23 protein-coding genes are annotated in these 22,224 nt (G+C 60.8%); 15 read left to right on the forward strand and 8 right to left on the reverse strand.

The features are described from left to right. Nucleotides 1-462, reverse strand: a complete 462-nt coding sequence (locus tag AC0R79_RS18640; RefSeq protein WP_474731177.1) for a RidA family protein — start codon at nucleotides 460-462, stop codon at nucleotides 1-3. A gap of 251 nt (nucleotides 463-713) precedes the next feature. On the opposite strand from AC0R79_RS18640, the gene AC0R79_RS18645 reads away from it, so the two are divergent. Together AC0R79_RS18645 and AC0R79_RS18650 are read left to right on the forward strand one after the other, a co-directional pair. After that, nucleotides 714-1,400 carry a hydrolase gene (locus tag AC0R79_RS18645; protein WP_085711437.1) on the forward strand — a complete coding sequence of 229 codons (687 nt, stop codon included), beginning with the start codon at nucleotides 714-716 and terminating at the stop codon, nucleotides 1,398-1,400. A 107-nt stretch (nucleotides 1,401-1,507) separates the two neighbouring features. Continuing rightward, nucleotides 1,508-1,909, forward strand: coding sequence for a helix-turn-helix domain-containing protein (locus AC0R79_RS18650; protein WP_474731180.1), 402 nt, complete (start codon nucleotides 1,508-1,510; stop codon nucleotides 1,907-1,909). 197 nt (nucleotides 1,910-2,106) lie between these two features. Here AC0R79_RS18650 and AC0R79_RS18655 read toward each other — a convergent pair whose 3' ends face one another. Then, nucleotides 2,107-2,322, reverse strand: coding sequence for a DUF4287 domain-containing protein (locus AC0R79_RS18655; RefSeq protein WP_474731182.1), 216 nt, complete (start codon nucleotides 2,320-2,322; stop codon nucleotides 2,107-2,109). A 136-nt stretch (nucleotides 2,323-2,458) separates the two neighbouring features. Beyond that, a complete protein-coding gene (locus AC0R79_RS18660; RefSeq protein WP_127798482.1) occupies nucleotides 2,459-3,007 on the reverse strand; it encodes a cytochrome b in 549 nt (182 codons plus the stop codon). Between the two features lie 205 nt (nucleotides 3,008-3,212). Between AC0R79_RS18660 and AC0R79_RS18665 the strand changes: the two genes are divergently transcribed. Genes AC0R79_RS18665 through AC0R79_RS18695 form a run of 7 tightly spaced genes read left to right on the forward strand, consistent with a single transcriptional unit; the run spans nucleotide 3,213 to nucleotide 9,507 of the window. Then, complete coding sequence (locus AC0R79_RS18665; RefSeq protein WP_127798483.1) at nucleotides 3,213-3,890, forward strand: thermostable hemolysin; 678 nt, start codon at nucleotides 3,213-3,215, stop codon at nucleotides 3,888-3,890. After that, nucleotides 3,880-5,361: an AMP-binding protein gene (locus AC0R79_RS18670; RefSeq protein WP_474731185.1), complete on the forward strand. Its 1,482-nt coding sequence runs from the start codon at nucleotides 3,880-3,882 to the stop codon at nucleotides 5,359-5,361. Before AC0R79_RS18665 ends, AC0R79_RS18670 begins: the two co-directional genes overlap by 11 nt. Further along, nucleotides 5,358-6,032, forward strand: coding sequence for a TenA family transcriptional regulator (locus tag AC0R79_RS18675; RefSeq protein WP_127798485.1), 675 nt, complete (start codon nucleotides 5,358-5,360; stop codon nucleotides 6,030-6,032). Before AC0R79_RS18670 ends, AC0R79_RS18675 begins: the two co-directional genes overlap by 4 nt. Beyond that, a complete protein-coding gene (locus tag AC0R79_RS18680) occupies nucleotides 6,019-6,828 on the forward strand; it encodes an SDR family oxidoreductase (RefSeq protein ID WP_258711911.1) in 810 nt (269 codons plus the stop codon). The genes AC0R79_RS18675 and AC0R79_RS18680 overlap by 14 nt, the downstream gene beginning before the upstream one ends. Further along, nucleotides 6,825-7,469, forward strand: coding sequence for a tetratricopeptide repeat protein (locus AC0R79_RS18685; protein ID WP_474731188.1), 645 nt, complete (start codon nucleotides 6,825-6,827; stop codon nucleotides 7,467-7,469). Before AC0R79_RS18680 ends, AC0R79_RS18685 begins: the two co-directional genes overlap by 4 nt. Before the next feature lie 11 nt (nucleotides 7,470-7,480). After that, on the forward strand, nucleotides 7,481-8,143 hold the full coding sequence (locus tag AC0R79_RS18690; RefSeq protein WP_064379489.1) for a response regulator: 663 nt from the start codon (nucleotides 7,481-7,483) through the stop codon (nucleotides 8,141-8,143). After that, nucleotides 8,140-9,507, forward strand: a complete 1,368-nt coding sequence (locus tag AC0R79_RS18695) for a sensor histidine kinase (protein WP_474731190.1) — start codon at nucleotides 8,140-8,142, stop codon at nucleotides 9,505-9,507. Before AC0R79_RS18690 ends, AC0R79_RS18695 begins: the two co-directional genes overlap by 4 nt. A 21-nt stretch (nucleotides 9,508-9,528) precedes the next feature. On the opposite strand, the gene AC0R79_RS18700 is transcribed toward AC0R79_RS18695, so the two are convergent. Both AC0R79_RS18700 and AC0R79_RS18705 read right to left on the reverse strand, forming a co-directional pair. Then, on the reverse strand, nucleotides 9,529-10,791 hold the full coding sequence (locus AC0R79_RS18700; protein WP_474735146.1) for an MFS transporter: 1,263 nt from the start codon (nucleotides 10,789-10,791) through the stop codon (nucleotides 9,529-9,531). Between the two features lie 99 nt (nucleotides 10,792-10,890). Beyond that, the gene (locus tag AC0R79_RS18705) at nucleotides 10,891-11,778 is read right to left on the reverse strand and encodes a LysR family transcriptional regulator (protein WP_039767081.1); all 888 of its coding nucleotides are present in this window, start codon (nucleotides 11,776-11,778) and stop codon (nucleotides 10,891-10,893) included. A 133-nt stretch (nucleotides 11,779-11,911) separates the two neighbouring features. Between AC0R79_RS18705 and AC0R79_RS18710 the strand changes: the two genes are divergently transcribed. Next, nucleotides 11,912-13,561 carry a GMC family oxidoreductase gene (locus AC0R79_RS18710; protein WP_474731192.1) on the forward strand — a complete coding sequence of 550 codons (1,650 nt, stop codon included), beginning with the start codon at nucleotides 11,912-11,914 and terminating at the stop codon, nucleotides 13,559-13,561. Between the two features lie 81 nt (nucleotides 13,562-13,642). Then, on the forward strand, nucleotides 13,643-15,265 hold the full coding sequence (locus AC0R79_RS18715; protein WP_474731194.1) for an MFS transporter: 1,623 nt from the start codon (nucleotides 13,643-13,645) through the stop codon (nucleotides 15,263-15,265). A 50-nt stretch (nucleotides 15,266-15,315) separates the two neighbouring features. Here the strand turns inward: AC0R79_RS18715 and AC0R79_RS18720 are convergent, their stop codons facing one another. Beyond that, nucleotides 15,316-15,684 (reverse strand): DUF427 domain-containing protein, encoded by a 369-nt coding sequence (locus AC0R79_RS18720; protein ID WP_414882838.1) that lies wholly within the window; start codon nucleotides 15,682-15,684, stop codon nucleotides 15,316-15,318. 182 nt (nucleotides 15,685-15,866) lie between these two features. Here AC0R79_RS18720 and AC0R79_RS18725 point away from each other — a divergent pair, with 182 nt between their 5' ends. Beyond that, nucleotides 15,867-17,081, forward strand: a complete 1,215-nt coding sequence (locus AC0R79_RS18725) for an MFS transporter (RefSeq protein ID WP_375747370.1) — start codon at nucleotides 15,867-15,869, stop codon at nucleotides 17,079-17,081. A gap of 93 nt (nucleotides 17,082-17,174) precedes the next feature. On the opposite strand, the gene AC0R79_RS18730 is transcribed toward AC0R79_RS18725, so the two are convergent. Next, nucleotides 17,175-18,581, reverse strand: coding sequence for a serralysin family metalloprotease (locus tag AC0R79_RS18730; RefSeq protein WP_375747371.1), 1,407 nt, complete (start codon nucleotides 18,579-18,581; stop codon nucleotides 17,175-17,177). A gap of 278 nt (nucleotides 18,582-18,859) precedes the next feature. Between AC0R79_RS18730 and AC0R79_RS18735 the strand changes: the two genes are divergently transcribed. Beyond that, entirely contained in the window at nucleotides 18,860-20,803 is a 1,944-nt protein-coding gene (locus tag AC0R79_RS18735) for a DNA topoisomerase III (RefSeq protein ID WP_375747372.1), read from the forward strand. Nucleotides 20,804-20,850: 47 nt separating this feature from the next. Beyond that, nucleotides 20,851-21,354: a GNAT family N-acetyltransferase gene (locus AC0R79_RS18740; protein ID WP_474731197.1), complete on the forward strand. Its 504-nt coding sequence runs from the start codon at nucleotides 20,851-20,853 to the stop codon at nucleotides 21,352-21,354. A 12-nt stretch (nucleotides 21,355-21,366) separates the two neighbouring features. Here the strand turns inward: AC0R79_RS18740 and AC0R79_RS18745 are convergent, their stop codons facing one another. Further along, the gene (locus tag AC0R79_RS18745) at nucleotides 21,367-21,738 is read right to left on the reverse strand and encodes a hypothetical protein (RefSeq protein ID WP_474731199.1); all 372 of its coding nucleotides are present in this window, start codon (nucleotides 21,736-21,738) and stop codon (nucleotides 21,367-21,369) included. 127 nt (nucleotides 21,739-21,865) lie between these two features. Between AC0R79_RS18745 and AC0R79_RS18750 the strand changes: the two genes are divergently transcribed. Next, entirely contained in the window at nucleotides 21,866-22,195 is a 330-nt protein-coding gene (locus tag AC0R79_RS18750; RefSeq protein ID WP_007950569.1) for a hypothetical protein, read from the forward strand. Nucleotides 22,196-22,224 lie beyond the last annotated feature (29 nt).

Raw genomic sequence — 22,224 nt, forward strand, 5'->3', positions numbered from 1 at the left:
TCAGATGTTTCGCGCACCGATCACGGCCTTGCATGCGATCTCGATCAGTTGCGGGCGCTGGGCAAGCCTTGACACCCCAATGATATTGCTCGCGCACTGAGGCCGCTCAGTACCATAGGCAGCCTTGCGCACTTTGCCGACGACTGCGAACGCAGCATCCATATCCAGCACGTAAAGCGTTTCCTCGACAACGTCTTGCAGCGTTGCGCCATACAAGGCGAGCAGCTTCGAAATGTTGTCGTAAGAGACCTGCATCTGCTCTCCCATCGAAGAGAAATCACTGGGTTTTCCGTCGGCATTCAGCGGCGCCGGGGCGACCAGATTACCTTCTTCATCATGGTTGAATTGACCTGATACGTAGATCTCGTTTCCTACCCGCCGCGCCTGCGGATAGCCATAGGCCTCCTCCCAGGGAACGCCCCAGTAGACGGTCTGTTTGTTGAACGGTTGTGAAACTGCCATTGCACTCTCCAGCTCATGAGGGATCGGTCTGATCCGTATGGGTGGGCGAATGCTAGCAGTGCGAGCGCACATCTTATGGCGCATGAATAAGCCCACAAAGGCGCAAAAATGCGCCACCAATAAACATTTTGTTTCGTTATCTTTTGCTTGCCCTCAGCAATGACGCTGAGGAACGCACTTGTGTTTACGGTGATACCTGAAGGGCCCGAGACTTGTGCGACTGAACAGCATCGAGCTGAAAGGAAACAAGAATGAACAATCCTAAAACTGAAGTCCTGACTCCACTGAACAGCCAACTGATTTTCATCGACCACCAGCCACAGATGGCCTTCGGCGTGCAGAGCATCGACCGGCAAACGCTCAAGAACAACACCGTTGCCCTGGCCAAGGCAGCGAAGATCTTCAATGTCCCCACCACCCTCACCACGGTTGAGACAGAAAGCTTCTCGGGTCACACCTATCCCGAGCTACTCGCTGTGTTTCCGGACGCCCCGCTGCTGGAGCGCACCTCCATGAACTCCTGGGACGATCAGAAGGTGCGCGACGCACTCAAGAAAAATGGTCGCAACAAGATCATCGTCTCCGGTCTGTGGACCGAGGTGTGCAATGCCACCTTCGCCCTGTCGGCAATGAACGATGCCGGCTATGAGATCTATATGGTCGCAGACGCCTCCGGCGGCACCACCAAAGAGGCCCACGATTACGCCATGCAGCGCATGATCCAGGCCGGCGTCGTACCGGTGACCTGGCAGCAGGTGCTGCTGGAATGGCAAAGGGACTGGAAGAACCGCGCCACCTACGACGCCGTGATGGAACTGGTCAGGGAACATTCCGGTGCCTACGGCATGGGCGTCGACTACGCCTACACCATGGTGCACAAAGCGCCTGAGCGCGTTCAGCATGGCCCCTCCCTGGCGCCTGTCGCTGCTTCTGTCTGAACCATCGCCGGCCCCTGCCCCGGGGGCTGTCCAGACTTGCAAAGGGTGCGCTGTCGACTGAGTCGAGTCAGTCGCGCGCATCCTGTTACCTGAATTTCCGGATGTGTATGAACATGGACAAATCTACCGTGCTGGCGACGCTCACCCTGACTTCGACAGGACAGCTCAAGTCCTGGCAGATAAGGACTGCCCAACAACTGATGCTCGACAGGCTGGATACCGGCATTACTGTGACTGAACTGGCCGAAGCCTGCGCATTGTCGCGCAGTCACTTCTCCCGCATGTTCAAGCAAAGCACCCGGATGTCCCCGCAGCAATGGCTGCGTGAACAGCGGGTCATGAAAAGCAGAGAACTGATGAAGGACTCCACCTTGCTGCTCACAGAGATCGCACTGGAATGCGGCTTCTGCGATCAAGCACACTTCTGCCGTACGTTCGTGAAAGCTGAAGGCATGTCGCCGAAAGCCTGGAAGCAACAAGCGATCAGCCCGATTCCGGTCGCGGCTTGAAACGATAAGGCATCACCAGCGCGCGGGCGATCCCATATTCATATCGTTTTCCATGAGTAGGTAATCATCACCGGGAACGAAAAACCCGTGCACCAAAATGGCGGTTTTTTTCGTTTCCGGTGTAGCGTTGACAGCACTCCACCAAGACCGCCTATGAGTCGCTCTCTGTCGATCATGCGTTCATGGTTGCCCTGCCCTCACTTCTTGCCACTTGCCAGATGATGGGCAACCAATGCATTCGCATGCCCGTGGCCCATGCCGTGTTCGGTCTTAAGCCACGCGACCAGTTCCATGTGTTTTTTGTCGGTAACGCTGGCGAGCAGATTCAGCCAGTGCTCGATGGGCTGGCCGTACTTCTTTTCGATTGAAGGAAAGTAGGATGCCGGGCCTTTTACTTTTGCGTCTTCGCTCATGTTGTAAGCTCCCTTTGCGGCGGAGTGTCGGATAACGCTCCCTGTCGTCCGGCATCAGATTGGACGCCGATCTTGATTTCGGCAACCTGCCCGGCAGATTGCCTCTCGCTTTTGAACACTTGACTCAACACCGAACTCAACGCTGACGCGACGGCAGCATGCGCAGCAGCGTGTTGTCCCGCACCCAATAGTGATGAAACAGCCCCGCCACCGCGTGCAGGCCGATCAGCCAGTAACCGGCATTGCCGATCAGCTCATGCCAGTACTTGAGCTGCTTGGCCATGTCGGTATCCACCGCCAGCGGCGACGGCAGATGAAAGCCGAAATACGGGAAAGGTTTGTCTCCGGCCGCAAGCATCATCCAGGCCAGCACCGGTGTGACGATCATCAGCACATACAGCGCCAGGTGCATCAGATGCGCGATTGCGGTCTGCCAGGCGGGAGGTTTCGGCGTGATCGGCGGACGCGGCGTCAAGCGCCCGAGCAGACGAACCCACACCAGAACGAAAATGCTCGCGCCGAATAGCCCGTGCAGGCCCATGAGCAGGCCCCGCGCTTCGCTGCCTCGGGGCATGAAGCCTTTTATTTCAACGCAGGCATACACGCCGACGAACAGCGCCAGCATCAGCCAGTGCAAGGTGATCGACAGTTTTCCATAACGGGGTGCGGCCATGTCGCGGGTCATAGTTGCCTCGTGATTGTTGTGAGCGACGGCCGACTCGTCCGGCTGTCTCGATCCGGTTGCCGGGCGAACCGACGGCGTCACACTGCCTTGACAGTCTTAAGACAATCTGAAGATCCGTCGTTCGTTAACCTTTTTTCACCTTCAGACTTCGTTAAGAAATGGCCCGGATACTCCACTCAAACCTATTGAGGGAGGCCTTCAGCCCATGCCCGATTCTGACTGGAACATCCCCCTGCCCCTGCACTTCGGCCATGCCGAAACACCACCGATGCAATTGTCCAGCTCGCTGCCGGGCGACGCTCAGCGGGCATCGTTCGAAGCGTTCATTCAACAACGCTTTCGCAAGGCCCACGGCGCCGACATCCGCCATTTCATGCCCGAACTGTTTGGCGTGCACAACGACTCCGGCGACCTGTGCGCGGTGGCCGGCGTACGCCGCGCGCATCTTGAATCGCTGTTTCTCGAACGTTACCTGGATGAGCCGATCGAGCCGTTGATTAGCGCAGCCGCCGAGCGACCGGTGGAGCGCAGCGCGATTGTCGAAGTCGGCAACCTTGCCGCCAACGACACCGGCAGCGCACGCCTGAGCATCATTGCCATTACTTACCTGTTGGCCATGGGCGGTCTGGAATGGGTGACCTTCACCGGCAATATCGGCCTCGTCAACAGCTTCCATCGTCTGGGTCTGAAACCGGTGACGCTGTGCGCCGCTGACCCGGAGCGTCTGGGCGATGACCGTCACCACTGGGGCAGTTACTACGAAAGCAAACCCTGGGTGCATGTCGGCAATATCCGCGCCGGCTTTATCCATCTGCGCAACATCGGTCTGTTCAGCCGGCTGGGATTGCCGACATCCGTTGAGGGAGCCTGCCATGTCGCTTGAACGTCAACGATTTCAGGAAACCCTGCGCAGCCACGCAGGGCGCAATGACAACGCCCTGGCGTTGTGGGGCGACACGCTGAAAATCAGCTACACGACGCTGTACGCCGAAGTGATGTACCGCCAGCAGCGCCTGCGCGATGAACAGGTGACGGTCATTGCGTTGGCGCTGGACAACGGCGTCGAAGCGATACTCTGGGACCTGGCGGCAATGTTTGAAGGCTTGACGTGCGTGACCCTGCCGCCGTTTTTCAGTCCGGCACAACGTGCCCATTGTCTGGAACAAAGCCAGGCCGAACGGGTGATCGCTGAACCGGAGCTGGAGCCAGAATTGCTCGCCGCCGGTTATCAACAACGCGGTGAATTCTGGTGCCGCGCTTTTGAAGGCCCGAACCGCCTGCCGGCCGGCACTGCCAAACTGACGTTTACTTCCGGCACCACCGGTACACCGAAGGGCGTGTGCCTGAGCGCGGACAGTCTGCTGCGGGTCGCTCGGGAGCTGGAAGAATCCAGCAAACCCACAGCCCCTCAACATCACGTGGCGTTGCTGCCGCTGGCGATCCTGCTGGAAAACCTCGGCTGTTACGCGGCCCTGTACGCCGGCGCGACGCTGAGCGTACCGAGCCAGAAAACCCTGGGCATCCAGGGCGCCAGCGGCGTCGACCTGCCGCGCTTGCTCGGCTGTCTGTCCAGCCGGGCACCCGAGAGCCTGATCCTGGTGCCGCAGTTGCTGCTGTTACTGGTCAGCGCCGCCGAACAGAAAGCCTTCGATCCGCAATCGCTGCGTTTTGCCGCCGTCGGTGGCGCACGGGTTTCCGAAGATCTGCTGCACCGCGCGCAACGGGTCGGCCTGCCGGTCTACGAAGGCTACGGCCTGTCCGAGTGCGCATCGGTGGTCTGCCTCAACCGGCCCGGGGCTCGGCGTCCGGGCAGTGTCGGGCGGCCCCTGCCCCATGTCGACGTACGCCTTGCCGAAGACGGAGAGGTGTTGATCAAGGGCTCGACACTGATCGGCTACCTGGGCGAACCGGCATTCAGTGATGAATGGTGGCCCAGCGGTGATCTGGGCGAATTCGATCCGGAGGGTTTTCTCTACCTCAAGGGCCGCAAGAAGCATCAGTTCGTCACCAGCTTCGGGCGCAACGTCAACCCGGAATGGGTCGAGTCCGAACTGACCCAGCGCCATCACATCGCTCAGGCCTTTGTGTATGGCGAGGCCTTGCCGCACAACCACGCCCTGCTCTGGCCACATCGCCCTGATTGCACCGATGCACAACTGGAAGCCGCCGTCGCCGCTGCCAACGAGGTATTGCCCGATTACGCCCAAGTGCATCACTGGACGCGCCTCAAGCAACCCTTCACCGCCGCCAATGGCCTGCTCACCGCCAACGGCCGCCCGCGCCGCGATGCGATCGTCGCGCAGTACCGCACCTTGCTCACTGAATCAGTCCTTTCCGAGGAATCGGCACCATGAGTTTTTTCGACACCCTGCAAGAAGCCACACAACAGGAACGCCACGAGTTGTTCAATTTGCCAATCATCCTCGATGCGCTGCAAGGCAAGGTCAGTCTTGAAAGCTATCGCGCGTTTCTCGCCCAGGCCTACTACCACGTGCGCCACACCGTACCGCTGATGATGGCCTGTGGCGCACGCCTTCCGACGCACCTGGAATGGCTGCGCAAAGCCGTGTGCGAATACATCGAGGACGAATACGGTCATGAGCAATGGGTACTCGACGACATCGCCGCTTGTGGCGGTGATCGTGACGCGGTCCGGGACGGTCAGCCTTCGTTGCCGATCGAGCTGATGGTCAGTTTCCTCTACGACCTGATCGCCCGGGACAACCCGGTGGGATTGTTCGGCATGGTGAATGTGCTTGAAGGCACCAGCATCGCTTTGGCCACACACGCGGCAGGCAGCATTCGCGAACGACTGGCGCTGCCCGAAACGGCGTTCAGTTATCTCAGCTCCCACGGTTCGCTCGACATCGAGCACATGCACACCTATCGCCGGTTGATGAATCAGCTGGAAGATCCGGCCGATCAGGCGGCGGTGATTCATGCCTCGAAAGTCGTCTATCGGCTCTACACCGACATGTTCCGAAGCCTGCCCCGTGACGCGGAGGTTCAACATGCAGCTGCATGAAGCCCGTGTGGTGCTGACCGGTGCCAGCGGCGGCATCGGACTGGCCATCACCCGTGCCCTGTGCGCCGCCGGTGCGCAAGTCCTGGCGGTGGCGCGACATCAGGAATCGCTGCGCCCGTTGCTCGATCTTTACCCACAGAATCTGTGCTGGGTCGCTGCCGACCTGACATTCCTCAGCGACCGGCGCAAGGTGCTGGCCGCCGCCGAGGCCATCGGCGGCATCAACCTGCTGATCAACGCCGCCGGGGTCAATCACTTCGCAATGCTGGAACAGCTCGACGACAGCGACATCAACGCCATGCTGGCGGTGAACATCAGTGCGCCGATCTGCCTGACCAAACTGTTGCTACCGCTGCTCAAGCAGGCCGACAGCGCCATGGTGGTCAATGTCGGCTCTACCTACGGTTCAATCGGCTATCCCGGTTATGCCAGTTATTGCGCCACCAAATTTGCCTTGCGCGGGTTTTCCGAGGCCTTGCGCCGGGAACTGGCGGACACCCGGGTCGGCGTGCTGTATGTCGCACCGCGCGCCACCCGCACCAGCATGAACAGCCCCGCTGCGCAGGCATTGAACGATGCACTCAAAGCCAGCGTCGACGATCCGCAGGCCGTCGCCGCTGCGGTGATCCATGCGATTGCCGGTGATCGCCGCGACCTCTATCTGGGCTGGCCGGAGCGCTTTTTCGTGCGCCTCAACAGCCTGCTGCCCAATCTGGTGGATCGCGGTCTGCGCAAGCAATTGCCGTTGATCCGTCGCCTGAGTGAAAAACCTGAAAACGAGACGCCAAAACCATGAAAAGACTCTTCGCGTGCCTGCTGCTGGGCGCCCTAAGTCAATCAGCCTTGGCGATGGACGCCGCCGATCAGCAACGCCTCAACAGCATCCAGCAGAGCTGGGCGCACATCCAATACGAAACGCCGGAAAAACAGCGCGCCGCCGCGTTCGAACAACTGGCCGTTCAGGCAACGCACTTCACCACCGAACGGCCGGCCGTCGCCGAGGCCTGGATCTGGAAAGGCATCGTCACCAGCAGTTGGGCCGGTGCCGAGGGCGGACTTGGTGCCCTGGGCAAAGCCAAGGACGCCAAGGCCGATCTGGAAAAATCCCTGACCCTCGATCCCAAGGCGCTGCAAGGTTCGGCCTACACCAGCCTCGCCGCGCTGTACGACCGGGTACCGGGCTGGCCGATCGGTTTCGGCGACAGCGACAAAGCCGAACAACTGTTCAAACAGGCTTTGCAACTCAACCCCGAGGGAATCGACAGTCTGTACTTCTGGGGCGATCACCTTTACCGTCAAAAACGCTACGCTGAAGCCAAAGCAGCGCTGCTCAAGGCCCTGCAAGCCGCTCCTCGCCCAGGCCGGGAAAGTGCCGATGCCGGACGCCGCAAAGAGATCGCCGCGTTGCTGGTGGACGTGAACAAGAAACTCGACTGACAGGAGTCCGTGTGCGTTTATTACTGATCGAGGATGACGTGGCCCTCGGCGAGGGCATTCATCAGGCGCTGGGGCGCGAGGGTTACACCGTCGACTGGCTCAAGGACGGCAGCAGCGCCCTGCACGCCCTGCTCAGCGAAACCTTTGATCTGGCGGTGCTCGATCTCGGCCTGCCGCGCATGGACGGGCTCGAAGTCCTGCGTCGTCTGCGTGGCAGCGGTTCGAACCTGCCGGTGCTGATCCTCACCGCCCGTGATGCCACCGAAGACCGCATCGCGGGGCTGGACGCCGGCGCCGATGACTACCTGATCAAACCCTTCGACCTGGCCGAGCTCAAGGCCCGCCTGCGCGCCCTGCTGCGACGCAGTGCCGGACGCGCGCAGATGCTGATCGAACATGCCGGCATCAGCCTCAACCCCGGCACCCAGCAAGTCAGCTACCTGGGGCAGCCGGTGGTGCTCACACCCAAGGAATATCAGTTGTTGCACGAACTGCTCTCGCCGCCGGGTCGGGTCATGACCCGCGACCACCTCACACAACTGCTTTACGGCTGGAACGAAGAAGCCGAAAGCAACACTCTCGAAGTGCATATTCATCACCTGCGCAAGAAATTCTCCACCGACCTGATCCGCACCATCCGTGGCGTGGGTTATCTGGTGGAGGAGCGCCGATGACCTCGATCCGGCGCCGCACCCTGACCCTGATCATCGGCCTGATGCTCGCCGGTCTGACCGTGCTCAGCCTGTTCAATCTGCACGACAGCAACCACGAAATCGCCGAAGTCTACGACGCGCAACTGGCGCAGAACGCACGGTTGCTGCAAGGCGTGATGCGCATGCCGTTGCCGGGGCAGGAGCACGCGGATCTTTATCGGGGGTTCAACTCGGCCCTGGCTGAAGCCGTGCCCAAGGGTGACGGCCATCCCTACGAAAGAAAGCTCGCCTTTCAGGTCTGGAATGCCAAGGGCGAGGTCCTGGTGCATACCGCCAGCGCGCCCTCCTTCAGCACGCCGCCGATCCAGCCAGGCTTCAGTGATGTGGTGGATTTGAACAAGCGCCACTGGCGGGCGTTTGTCCTGGAAGACCGACAGAACGGTTTGCGCATCTGGGTGGGTGAACGCGGTGACGTGCGAGCGGACCTGGTTGACCGGATCGTCCGGCACACCCTGTGGCCGAACGTGATCGGCAGCCTGATTCTTGCGGCGATGATCTGGCTGGCCATCGGCTGGGGGCTCAAGCCTTTGGCCAACATGGCGGCGACCCTGCGCGCCCGCCACAGCGGCTCCCTCGAACCGCTGCAATTGACACCCCTGCCCAGCGAACTGGAACCGATGCAGGCCGCGCTCAACCGCATGCTCGCGCAGATCCAGGAAGTGCTGGGCCGTGAACGGCGCTTCATCGCCGACGCCGCCCACGAAATGCGCACGCCATTGGCGGTACTGCGTGTCCATGCGCAAAACCTGCTGGAGGCCGGCACTGAACAGGAGCGGCGCGAGTCACTCGAGTTTTTGATCGCCGGGGTGGATCGCACCAGCCGCCTGGTCAATCAGTTGCTGACCATGGCCCGCCTCGAACCAGAGGCCAAGGCGCCTGCCAACAAACGCATCGATCTCGGTGAAACCGTACGCAACAGTCTGGTGCAACTGACGCCGTGGCTGTTGAGCAAACATCTGGAACTGGCCTTCGACGTCAGCGCCCCCTCCTTCAATGCCCTCACCGATGCTGCCGCCATCGACATCGCCCTGAACAACCTGATCACCAACGCTGCCAGTTTCTCTCCCGAACAGGGCGTGATCGGCGTGCAATTGACCCAGGCCGACGGCTTCTACCATTTGAGCGTTGAAGATCAGGGGCCGGGAATCGATGAAGCGGATCGAGCGCGGTTGTTCGAACGGTTCTACAGCCGGGGCAATCCCCAAGGTGCGGGGCTGGGGCTGACCATCGTCCATACCATCGCGACCCGTCTGGGCGGGCGAGTCACACTGGAAAACCGGGTCGAGGGCGGTTTGAGGGCGACACTGTCGATTCCCGCCGGTTGAACAAGTCTTGCGACCGTTGAGTCATGGCGCAACCATTGGTGGCGCCTTGCTGTGCAATGCCTTTGATTCGGTATTGGAGCGCGACACCGTCTCCGGCACCGCCACCCAAAGCAGCACCAGCGCCGCCATCGCTACCCCCGCCAAGGTCAGGAACGCAGCGCTGTATCCCGCCTCCTGAACCACAATCCCCGCAAGGCTGTTGCTCAGCGCAGCCCCTAGACCAAACACCGTCGAAATCGCCCCAAGGCTGATATTGAAATGCCCGGTGCCCAGCGTCAGGTCTTTCACCACCACCGGAAACAGCGCGCCGAAAATCCCCGCGCCGATGCCATCGAGCAACTGCACCGAAACCAGCCACCACGGATCGTTCGACAGCACATACAACACGCCACGCAATGGCAGGATCAGGAACCCTGCCAGCAACAACGGCTTGCGTCCCCACAGATCGGCCTTCGCCCCCACCAGCAGTGCAACCGGGACCATCACCAGTTGCGCCGCGACGATGCAGGCAGACGTGAGCGGCGTGGCCATCTGCAGATTGGCCTGCGCCAGTTTCTGACTCACCAGCGGCAACATCGCCGCGTTCGCCAGATGAAACAGCGCGCAGCAAATCGCAAACATCAGCAACGGTCGGTTGGTGAGCAACACGGAAAAGCCCGAAGGCTGCTTGCCCTGCCCCGTTTCGCTGGGCTCCAGACCTCGGGCGAGATCGTGGTCGATGGCGTCGGCCGATACAAAGGAAACGGCAATCACACTGGCCAACGCCATGACCGCCATCAAATAAAACACCGCGACCGGGCCGAACAGGTACGCGGACAAACCGGCCAGCAACGCAGCGCAAGCGTTGCCGGCGTGGTTGAAGGTTTCATTGCGCCCGGTTCTTCGCGTAAACGCGCGAGGCCCGGTAATGCCAAGGGTGATCGCGCAAATGGCCGGGGCGAAGATTGAAGCGGCGACAGCGCTGACGGCTTGTGTCAGGGCCACCAGGCTGAACGACGTCACAAACGGCAGCAGCAGACAGCTTCCGGTGACCACCAGCGCAGCAATCGCGATCAGCGCCCGTTTGAAGCGTGTGCTGTCGACCAGCGCGCCTGCCGGGGTCTGCGTGATAAGCGCGGCGATCCCGGCAATCGTCATGACCAGACCAATGCTCGCCGGCTCCCAGTGGTGAACCGCCAACAGGTAAATCGCCAGATAGGGACCGAGCCCGTCACGCACATCGGCGAGAAAGAAATTCAGGCTGTCGAGGGACAGGTTATTGCGGCGATCGAGGTGAGTGGCCACGGGTAACGTCTTCATTGTCGAGGTTCTGCGAGATGACTCAACCTCCGCAAATCGAATGACCTTTTGCCGGGCGTTTTAGTTGCATGAAACAGCCGTCCGTTACTGCCCCATCAACAACTCGCGCTCGCCTTCACACAAACCCACGACGTAATCCCAAACCACCCGCAACCGCACCGACTTGTGCAACTCCCGCCGCGTGCTGATCCAGTAACTGCGCTCGATACTCTCATCCGGCAACAACGCCACCAGATCCGGATCCGAAGCCGCCATGTAACAAGGCAGCACCGCAATCCCCAGCCCCGAGCGCGCCGCCTGTTGTTGGGCAATCACGCTGGTGCTGTGAAACACCACCCGTGGATTGCGGCAGAAGCTGTTGAGAAACATCAGCTCCTGACTGAACAGCAGATCATCGACATAACCGATCCACGCGTGCCGCCCGAGATCCTCGCGACTGCGCAGCGGCGGCGCGTTGTCGAGATAGGCGCGGCTGGCATAGAGCGCGAGCCGGTAATCAGTGAGTTTGCGGGTGACCAGCATGTCCGCCGCCGGCCGTTCCAGGTGAATGCTGATTTCCGCCTCGCGGTTGAGGATGCTGACGAAGCGCGGCACCGCCACCAGTTCCACCTCAAGCCCTGGATAACGCTCGAAAAGCCCGATCATGCGACTGGCGAGAAACATGATGCCCAGCCCTTCCGTCACGCCAACGCGGATCTTGCCCAGCGGCGCGGTGGACTGGGTGATTTCTTCCTGAGCCAGCAGCGCAACGTTTTCCATGGCTTCGGCGTGTTTGAGCAGCGCCTCCCCCGCCGGGGTCATTTCGTAGCCTTGGGCGTGCTGCACGAACAGCGCGGTGCCGAGGCTTTTTTCGATGGCCTCGATATGCCGGGCGACGGTGGCGTGCGTGGTGTTCAGGCGGCGGGCGGCGGTGAGCAAGCGGCCGCTGCGCTGCAACTCAAGAAAGAACCGCAGGTCGTTCCAGTCGAACATGGCTTGTCCTTGTCGGCTATCGTCAGGGAGCGCTGTTTGAAAACGCACAGCGGCTGCGCAAAAACTAACATTCTTTTGACGAAAGCTAACAACTAGGATGACCGACAACAAAAACAATAAGCGAGGTCAGGGAATGCAGACTTCCCTCGATGAATTCGACTACATCGTGGTCGGCGCCGGGCCGGCCGGGTGTTTGCTGGCCAATCGGCTGTCGGCCGATCCACAGCAGCGCGTGCTGTTGCTGGAAGCCGGCGGGCGCGACAACTATCCGTGGATTCACATCCCCGTGGGTTATCTGTTCTGCATCGGCAACCCGCGCACCGACTGGTGCTTCAAGACCGAAGAGCAACCGGGCCTCAATGGCCGCGCGCTGAGTTATCCGCGCGGCAAGGTGCTGGGCGGCTGTTCGTCGATCAACGGCATGATCTACATGCGCGGCCAGGCCAACGATTACGACGGCTGGGCTGCCGAGGGCAATCCGGGCTGGGCCTGGAATGACGTGCTGCCGCTGTTCAAACAGAGCGAAAACCACTTCGCCGGCGCGGCGGACTTTCATGGCGACAAAGGTGAGTGGCGAGTCGAACGCCAGCGTCTGTCGTGGCCGATTCTCGATGCGTTCCGCAGCGCTGCCGAGCAAAGCGGCATTGCCAGCATCGATGACTTCAACCAGGGCGACAATGAGGGTTGCGGCTACTTTCAGGTCAATCAGAAGGCCGGGGTGCGCTGGAATGCGGCGAAGGCGTTTCTGAAGCCGATTCGCGATCGGGCCAATCTAACGGTATTGACCGAAGTCGAAGTGGATCGCGTTCTGTTCGAAGACGGCCGTGCCTCGAAGGTCAGCGCCCGTTGGCAGGGTCAACAAAAGAGCTTCAAGGCGCGCAAGGAGATCGTGTTGTGCGCCGGCTCCGTGGGCTCGCCGAGCATTCTGCAACGCTCCGGAATCGGCCCGCGTCCGCTGCTGGAAAAGCTCGGCATCGGCGTCGTGCATGAGCTGCCGGGCGTCGGCGGCAACCTGCAGGATCACCTGCAACTGCGGCTGATCTACAAACTGGAAAACGCCCGCACCCTCAACCAGATTGCCGGCAGCGTGTGGGGCAAGATGGGCATGGGCCTGCGTTATCTGTATGACCGCAGCGGGCCGTTGTCGATGGCGCCGAGTCAGCTGGGCGCGTTTGCCCGCTCGGGGCCCGAACAGGCCTCGGCCAACCTCGAATACCACGTGCAGCCGCTGTCGCTGGAGCGTTTTGGCGAGCCGCTGCACAGCTTCCCCGCGTTCACCGCATCGGTGTGTGATTTGCGGCCGCAGAGCCGGGGGCGGGTCGAGATTCGCTCAGCCGATCCGCAAGAAGCCCCGCTTATTCAACCCAACTACCTCAGCCATCCCGAAGACCTGCGCGTGGCCGCCGATGCGATTCGCCTGACCCGGCGCATCGTCAGCGCCCCCGCCCTGCAAGCCTTCAATCCGGTGGAGTACCTGCCCGGCGCCAGCCTGCAGACCGAAGAACAACTGCACGAAGCGGCGGCGAAGATCGGCACGACGATTTTCCACCCGGTCGGCACCTGTCGCATGGGTAACGACGCGGACGCGGTGGTCGATGCGCAATTGCGAGTGCACGGCGTGCCGGGCCTGCGAATTGCCGATGCGTCGATCATGCCGCGCATTACCTCGGGCAACACTTGTTCGCCTACGCTGATGATTGCTGAAAAAGCGGCACAGCTGATTCTCAACCCAACCGCCCGGAGTTTTCCCGCCGAAGAAAAAGCACTGACCGCACTCTCTTGACCAAAGGAACAGCGGCGCACGCCCACAAGGCCGGCGCCGACAGTGGAAACAACAAAAACAATCACTGTGAGGGATACCGATATGTCAGAACACGTTCAGCCTCTGGACGCCGTGCGCAGCACGGACGCCAGCCCCGATACCCGAAAGGTCATCTTCGCCTCGTCCCTGGGGACGGTGTTCGAGTGGTATGACTTCTTTCTCTACGGCGCCCTGGCGGCGGTCATCAGCAAACAGTTTTTCGCCGGGGTCAACGACACCACGGCGTTCATCTTCGCGCTGATGGCGTTCGCCGCAGGCTTCATCGTGCGGCCGTTCGGGGCGCTGGTGTTCGGTCGGTTGGGGGACATGATCGGGCGCAAATACACCTTCCTCGCGACCATCATCCTGATGGGTGTGGCGACATTCGCCGTGGGCCTGCTGCCGACTTACGCCAGCATCGGCATCGCCGCGCCGATCATTCTGGTGGTGCTGCGGATGCTTCAGGGCCTGGCCCTCGGCGGCGAATACGGCGGCGCCGCGACTTACGTGGCGGAACACGCGCCGATCGGCAAGCGCGGTTTCCACACCAGCTGGATTCAATCCACCGCGACCCTCGGTTTGCTGCTGTCACTGCTGGTGGTGCTCGGTTGCCGCTACTTCACCGGCGATCAGTTCGAAGTCTGGGGCTGGCGCATTCCGTTCCTGCTGTCGATCGTGCTGCTGGGCATTTCCACCTGGATTCGCCTGAGCCTGCATGAGTCGCCGGCCTATCTGAAAATGAAAGAGGAAGGCAAGACCAGCAAGGCGCCGATCCGCGAATCTTTCGGTAAATGGGAAAACCTCAAAGTCGTGCTGATCGCCCTGTTCAGCATCAACGCCGGGCAAGCGGTGACCTTCTACGCCGCGCAGTTCTACGTGCTGTTCTTCCTCACCCAGTTCCTGAAAATGGACCCGGCAGTGGCCAACAGTCTGCTGATCATCAGCGTGGTGATCGGTGCACCGTTCTTCATCATTTTCGGCTGGCTGTCGGACAAGGTCGGACGCAAACCGGTGCTGATGCTCGGCCTGTTGCTGGCCACTGCGCTGTACTTCCCGATCTTCAAATCCCTGGCCCACTACGCCAACCCGGCCATCGACCACGCCAGCCAACAGGCGCCGATCACCGTTGTCGCAGACCCGGCGACCTGCACCTTCCAGTTCGATCCGGTGGGCAAGGCCAAATTCGACAGCCCGTGCGACAAGGTCAAGACCTTCCTGGTCAAGCAAGGCCTGCCCTACTCCAGCGTCGCCGCCCCGGCGGGCAGCGCGGTGCAAGTAAGCGTCGGCGATGTGAAACTCGACGGTTTCGACGAGGCAGCACTGCGCGGCGCCATCACACTCGCCGGCTACCCGCAACAGGCCGACATGCAGCAAATCAACAAACCGATGATCGTAGCCCTGATCGTCGCCCTGATCATCATCTCCGCCATGTGCTACGGCCCGCTCGCCGCGCTGATGGTCGAACTGTTCCCCACCCGCATCCGCTACACCTCGATGTCCCTGCCGTATCACATTGGCAACGGCTGGTTCGGCGGCTTCCTGCCAACCGTGTCGTTTGCGCTGGTGGTGTACACCGGGGATATTTTCTACGGGCTGTGGTACCCGGTGCTGATTACCGGGGTGAGCCTGGTGGTGGGAATGATCTGTCTGCGTGAGACGAAGAATATCGATCTGGACAAAAACTGATTGATAAACGAGTGGCGGGGGGCGCAATGCCCTCGCCACCCTGCGGAATTTCAGACCTCCGCCTCCAGCAATTCAAACTTCACCTGATCGGGATAAAACGCCACGTAGTCCTTGATCTGGCTCACCGAAATCTTCGGATTTTCGTACGTCCACACCGCATTCGCCCCTTCATGCCCCGGCACTTGCAGACTGAAATAGTTGGCATCGCCCTTGTACGGGCAGTAGGTGGTGTGGTCGGTGCGGGCGAAGTATTTCTCGTCGATATCCTCGCGCGGGATGTAGTAGACCGGCGGGTAATTGGCTTCGAGCAGCACCAGGGCTCGGGCCGAGGCGGCGACCTGTATGCCGTGGAATTTTACCAGCAGGCAGCCAGGCTGCTCGGCGACGGTGATGACGGGACTGGGACCGGAACTTTTCATCGGTTTCTCCTGACTGCGGCGAAGGCACCGGTTCAGGTATAACCCATGCAGGGGAATCTCGTCGGGTTCGCAGCCGAACGGCTTTTCTTCGATCAGATATGACCGCCGCTTGCGAGGGCGGCGGTTTCTGGTTTCATATCACGCGCAAAACGGCCAAAAAACGCCCACCGACAGGAGTCATCATGCGTAAGGATTACCTGGCTTTTTTCATCTCGCTGTTCCTGTCGCGGCTGGCGGATCAGATCCTGTTGTTCATCGTGCCGTTGGTGGTATTCCAGACCACCAACAGCGCGTCCTGGGCGGGGCTCGCATTCTTCGTCGAGTCGCTGCCGCGCTTTCTCGCGTTTCCGCTGTGCGGGGCCCTGTGCGACAAGTTCTCGCCCATCAGAATCCTGCACATCAGTCAGGTCTACCGGGCGCTGCTCTGCGTGTTGGCAGTAGGGCTTTATGCCGTATTCGGCGGTATCGCATGGCTGGTGGTGCTGTCAGCGCTGTGCGGCGTTCTGACTACTCAGGGCATCATGGCCCGCGAAGTGCTGATGCCGCATATTTTCCAGCACTACAGCTACACCAAAACCCTTTCCTACTCGCAGATAGCCGACCAGACCGGACTGGTTTTGGGACCCTTGGTGGCGGCGTTACTGCTCGAAGTTTCGGCCTGGCACTGGGTGGTGCTGTGGGTGGCTGGGCTGTTCCTGCTGGCCGACCTCAGCATGTTGGTGTGGCAACGCTTGAGCCGCATCACCCTTGAGGTGTTCGAGCAGCATCAGGATATCTGGCTGCAGCCTCTGCGCATCGCGCTCAGGCATATCCGCGAACTGGCGGAGCTGAAAAAGATCATCACCCTGGCGGTCGGGGTCAACCTGATTGTCGGGGTCACCCTGGCCACTTCGGCGGCCATGGTGCTCGGTCAATACAGCGCCGGCAAGGACGACTACGCCGTGCTGCAAGCGGCTGGCGCGGTGACCACCATCGTGATTCTGTTTTTCCTCGCCCGGGTGGTATTGCCGTTGCGCGTACTGGGTGGCGTTGCCTATTCGATGCTCGCCGCCGGCGCCTTCATCAGCGCCCTGAGCCCGAACCTCGCGGGTTATGTGCTGGGTTTCCTGCTGATCGTCGGTTTCGACAAGATGTTCAACGTTTACATGCGCAGCATTCGCCAGCGAGTCATTCCCCCTCAGGACTTCGGCAAGACCGTGGGCGTGATCACCCTGCTCAACAACTTGTCGCAACCGCTGGCCGGTCTGCTGGTCGCACTGCTCGCCGCGCCATTGGGGACGCAACGTGTGATTCTGATTCTGGCCGTGCTGGCGACGCTGCTGGGCGTGGCGGCTCTCTGGTGGTTTGCCAGAGTACGTAATGCCCACGCCACGTCGATCCTCGAGACCGAGCAGTAACGGATTTCACTGTCGTAGAGCGATGTCCAAAAACAAAAAAACCGCAGCCTGCGAAGGACTGCGGTTTTTTCGTTTCAGATTTCCGTTTTCAGATCAGGCGACGATATCGGTCGCCACGGCCTGCCCCACCACACCCACGGCGAAATCCACCGAACCCTGGCCTGTGAGGTCGATCATCAGGCTGGTCTGGTTGGTCTGTTCGAAGTACGTGAGGATTGCGTCGCCCGCGTGCCCGGTGAAGCCGCTGACGAAGTTCAGCGTGGCTGCGCCGGTGGCGAACCCGGCGATGCCTGACAGGTCGATCTTGTCCAGGCCGCTGGTGAAATCCATGATCCAGTCCGGCGCGGTCATGGTCGAGTCGCTGGCCGCGCCGAACACGAAGGTGTCCGCGCCTTCACCGCCCCACAGCGAATCACCGCCGCCACCGCCGTAAATGATGTCGTTGCCCGCGCCACCAATCAGGTCGTTGGCCGCTGCGTTGCCGATCAGCAGGTCATTGCCCGAACCGCCAATGGCGTTTTCCACGGTCACGCCGTGAGCGATGGACACGTTGCCCACCAGACCGCCGACATCGGAGAACGAACCTTCGTTGAGGTTGATCTTCTGGTTCTGGCTGAAGCCGGAGAAATCCAGCGTGTCATTGCCACCGCCATCCCACACCGAGAACACCACTTTGGAGGTGTTCGAGGTGGCGCTGTAGAAGTCGCGATCGGCGTTGGAGTTGAAGCCGTACACGGTGTTGTCGGCACGGGTTTGGTAGTTGGCACCGTAGAGTTTCTGCACCGCGACGATGTCGTCCATCAACGGTGCCGAGGCGTAGGCGCCGCTGCCGTCCTTGCTGAAGTTCTGGTCGGTGTTGGCCTCGCTCCAGTAGCTCATCAGGCTGTAGCCACGGGTGTCTTCAGCGTACTTGGCGTCACCGTAGGTCGGGTTGCCATTGCCGGCGTTGTAGGCGCCCGGGTGCGACAGGCCAAGGGTGTGGCCGATTTCGTGGGTCAGGGTCTGACGCCCGTAGTTGTTGGTGTCCGGGGTCTTGTTGACCTGGTATTGATCGTTGATCAGGTACCACGATTGGCCGTCGTAGCTGCTGCCCTGTGGCAGGTAGGCGAACGCTGCGCCGCCGGTGCTGACGTCGTAGTTGCCGAAGGTCATGTGACCGTCGCCACCCTTGCCTTCGGTGAAGGTGACGTTGGCCACGTCCGACCACGATTGCATCGCCAGCACGGCCTGGGCTTTCTGCTGGGCGCTGAACTCGCTGAAGTTGCCGAGTTTGGGGTTGTAGTTCGACGGTTTGTCGGTCAGGAACGTGTAGGTCAGATCAATCTTGCCGTCGGCATTCTTGTCCTGCCACGACATGCCCTTGCGCAGGATTTCGTCGGCGGCCTGGTCGGCGGTGAACGACGGCTTGCCGTTGACGGTCCCGGTGCCGCGATCGTACAGGTGGCTGAAGGTGTCGACGGCGGTGAAGGCGCTGCTGGCCTGGGAGGAAGGTTGAGACATGGTGTACGTCCTTGTTTCTGAAGAGTCGGTATCAGACAGAAAAACGGCGATCTTCTGGCGAGATCGTCCTGTCACTCGCCCTGTTAGGCAGATTGAACCTGCCACAGCCGCCAACGGGGGCGCTAATCAATTTCTCGATAGCGTCCCGGATTGCCCCGACGCGGGCTGTCATGACCGGCAATCCTTTTATCTGTATATCCATACAGATAAAAGTTGCCCGTTCGCCCGAGTCAGGCCATCCTGTGCGCCTCTTCGGGCAATGATCGACGACGGTGGTTATGCGGCTGTACCTCTGTGAAAAACCCTCCCAGGCCAAGGACATTGCGGCTGTACTCGGCGCAAAGCGTCGGGGCGACGGCTGCTGGCTGGGAACGGATGTCACGGTGACCTGGTGCATCGGCCACTTGCTGGAAACCGCCCCGCCGGACGCCTACGACGCCAAATACAAGCGCTGGGTACTGGCCGACCTGCCAATCATCCCGGACAAATGGAAAATGACCGTCAAGCCGCGTACTGCCAGCCAGTACAAGGCGGTCAAGCGTCTGCTCGGCGAGGCCAGCGAACTGATCATCGCCACCGACGCCGACCGCGAGGGCGAGATGATCGCCCGGGAGCTGGTCGAGCACTGTCGCTATCGCGGGCCGATCCGCCGTTTGTGGCTGTCGGCGCTGGACGAAGCCTCGATTCGCAAGGCGTTGGCGGCGCTCAAGCCGGGCGCCGAAACCTTCAGCCTGTATCACTCGGCACTGGGGCGCTCGCGGGCGGACTGGCTGATCGGGATGAACATGAGTCGGCTGTTCACCCTGCTTGGCCGGCAATCCGGCTATCAAGGCGTGCTGCCGGTGGGCCGCGTGCAGACGCCGACGTTGCGGCTAGTGGTTGATCGCGACCGCAGCATCGCCGATTTCGTGCCGGTCGCGTACTGGGCCATCGATGTGCAACTGCTGCACAACGGCACGCCGTTCACGGCGCAATGGCGTGCGCCAAACGATGCCTGTGACGATCAGGACCGCTGCCTCAATCAGGCCCTCGCCCAGCAAGCGGCCGCCGCAATCAGCAGCGCTGCCAGCGCCCGGGTGATCAAGCTGCGCACCGAACGCATGCGCGAAGTGGCGCCTCTGCCCTTCGATCTGGGCACCTTGCAGGAAGTCTGCTCGAAGAAACTCGGCCTCGGTGCACAGGAAACCCTCGACATCGCCCAGGCCCTTTACGAAACCTACAAGGTCATCACCTACCCGCGCAGCGATTGCGGCTACCTGCCCGTGAGCCAGCACAGCGAGGCGCCGGGGATTCTTGCAGCGCTGCGTCAGGCCGACCCGAGCCTCGAAGCGCTGCGCGAGCATCTGGAGCCACAGCGCCGCTCCCGCGCCTGGAACGACGCCAAGGTCAGCGCTCACCACGGCATCATCCCGACCGCTGCCGCGAAAAATCTCGAACGCCTGACCGGCAAGCACCGCGCGGTCTACACGCTGATTCGCGCGCGGTATCTGGCGCAGTTCCTGCCCAATCACGAATACGACCGCACCCAGGCCGATTTCGATTGCGCCGGAGAAGCCTTGCGCGCGGTTGGCAAGCAGATCATCGAACCGGGCTGGAAACGCGCGTTACCCGAAGCGCTTACCCCGGCCAAGGGCCGTGAAGTCCCCGCGCCACAGACTTTGCCCACGCTGACCGAAGGCGCCGAGTACGCCGTGGCGGACGTGAAACTCAAGGACCTGTGGACGCAGCCGCCCAAGCCCTACACCGAAGGCGACCTGATCAAGGCGATGAAGAACGTCGCCAAACTGGTGGAAGATCCGCTGCTGAAGCAGAAACTTAAGGACACCACCGGCATCGGCACCGAAGCCACCCGCGCCTCGATCATTCAAGGGTTGCTGGATCGCGGTTATCTGGTGAAAAACGGCAAGGCCCTGTCCGCCACTCCTGCCGCCTTCAGCCTGATCGACGCCGTGCCGCGCGCGATTGCCGACCCCGGCACCACGGCGATCTGGGAGCAAGCGCTGGACATGGTGCAGAGTGGCGAGATGAGTCTTGAAGAGTTCGTCACCAAACAGGCGGCGTGGATGAGCAAGCAAGTAACCCGTTGCGCCGGACTGAGCCTTACCATCAGCGGCCCGCCGCCCGCCGGCAAGGCCGCTGCACCATGGAAGAACAAACGCAAGACCACCCGGCGCAAAACCACCGGAACCAGCAAACGCTCGGCGAAACCGGCAGCCAAATAGCCCGCTGCACGCTACTGTTTCTGCAGTGATGGTCAGGAGGCAGCGGCATGTCTGTCATCGAATTGCGCGTCGCCCGGCGCGACGAACTGGACACCCTCGAAAACCTGATGCAGTTCTACACCTATGACTTCAGCGAGTGGCTGCCGCTGAAGCTCGGCGGGCATGGGTTCTTCCCGATCCAGTTGAAAGACGATTACTGGCGCCAGCCGGCGACGCGGCCATTCCTGATCCACGTCGACGGAGAACTGGCGGGATTCGTGACCGTGGATGACCACCTCCTCATCGAAGACGCCGACTACAACATCGGCTACTTCTTCGTCAGCCGGCGCTGGCGTGGCCAAGGCGTCGCGCAGTTTGTCGCCTCTGCCCTCTTGAGCCACCTGCCCGGTCGATGGCAGATTTTCCATGTCGACGCCAACCTGCCTGCACAGCGGTTCTGGGCCCGGCTCATCCCCGAGCTGAGCGGCGGCGACTTTACCCGCCAGACCAAAACAGTGGACGGCTATCCCTGCACGTTTTACTGCCTGCGCAGCCTTTCTCCCGCTGCCTGAACGCCGCTTTTTTCATTCCAGAATGACTTTGTCCGACAATATGTAGTGACCAAAAATAATCACTACAAAACCGTTGACGGCGTCGTTTGGCTTTTGCATGATGCAGACGTCTCCCCGATCGGGAGCACTGGCAACACGCTTGAGCAAGCTCGTCTGACCGCCGAGCTGTTTTTTCCGGATACACGCTGCCCACAAGGCAGATTGAAGAAGCTGACCTGGCCTGAACGTCCAGTACAAGGACGAGAAGCGCTGGCGAAAATTCTCAAGACGCTTGTGGTCGACCCTGGAAACGTCGTCAAGGAGCCTCCCGGTTTTCGCTGCTTCTCCTCGTTGTGACGCTATTGCGTAGCAGTTATTCAACACGACTACATGCAACAGACGCATGACCCCGTACTTCACACGGGCGACCGCTGACGTCCTGGTTTCGGTGCCAGGGATCAACTAACCGATGGGCTACCTGTATTAGCGAATCAACTTTGAAAGATCACCAGACTGGTCAAGGGGCAATATCATGAATCTGAACAATCAACCTACTATCGAAGAACTGGCTCGTATGTTCGCTGCGCAAAAAGACAGCCACGACAGCCATATTCTGTGGATCAGCAAGTCGGGTCAGGTCCATATCGACTGCCTGTCGCCCCATGCTGGTGAAGAAGAGTTCGACCGGAACAACCAGAACCTGCTGGCCCGCCTGAAGATGTACCGCCGCGGCCACGGCTATGTCGGCAAGAAAGCCGCGGCTGACAAGGACTTCATCGGTAATGTTCTGCAAACGCTGAAACAGGCGTGGGACTCTATGCAGAACAACAACGAAGTTCGGGTGATTGATCGGTTCTACTAAGTTCTGACTTCAATAAACAAAAGGGCCTG

Source organism: Pseudomonas sp. HD57-3 (genome assembly GCF_056113135.1).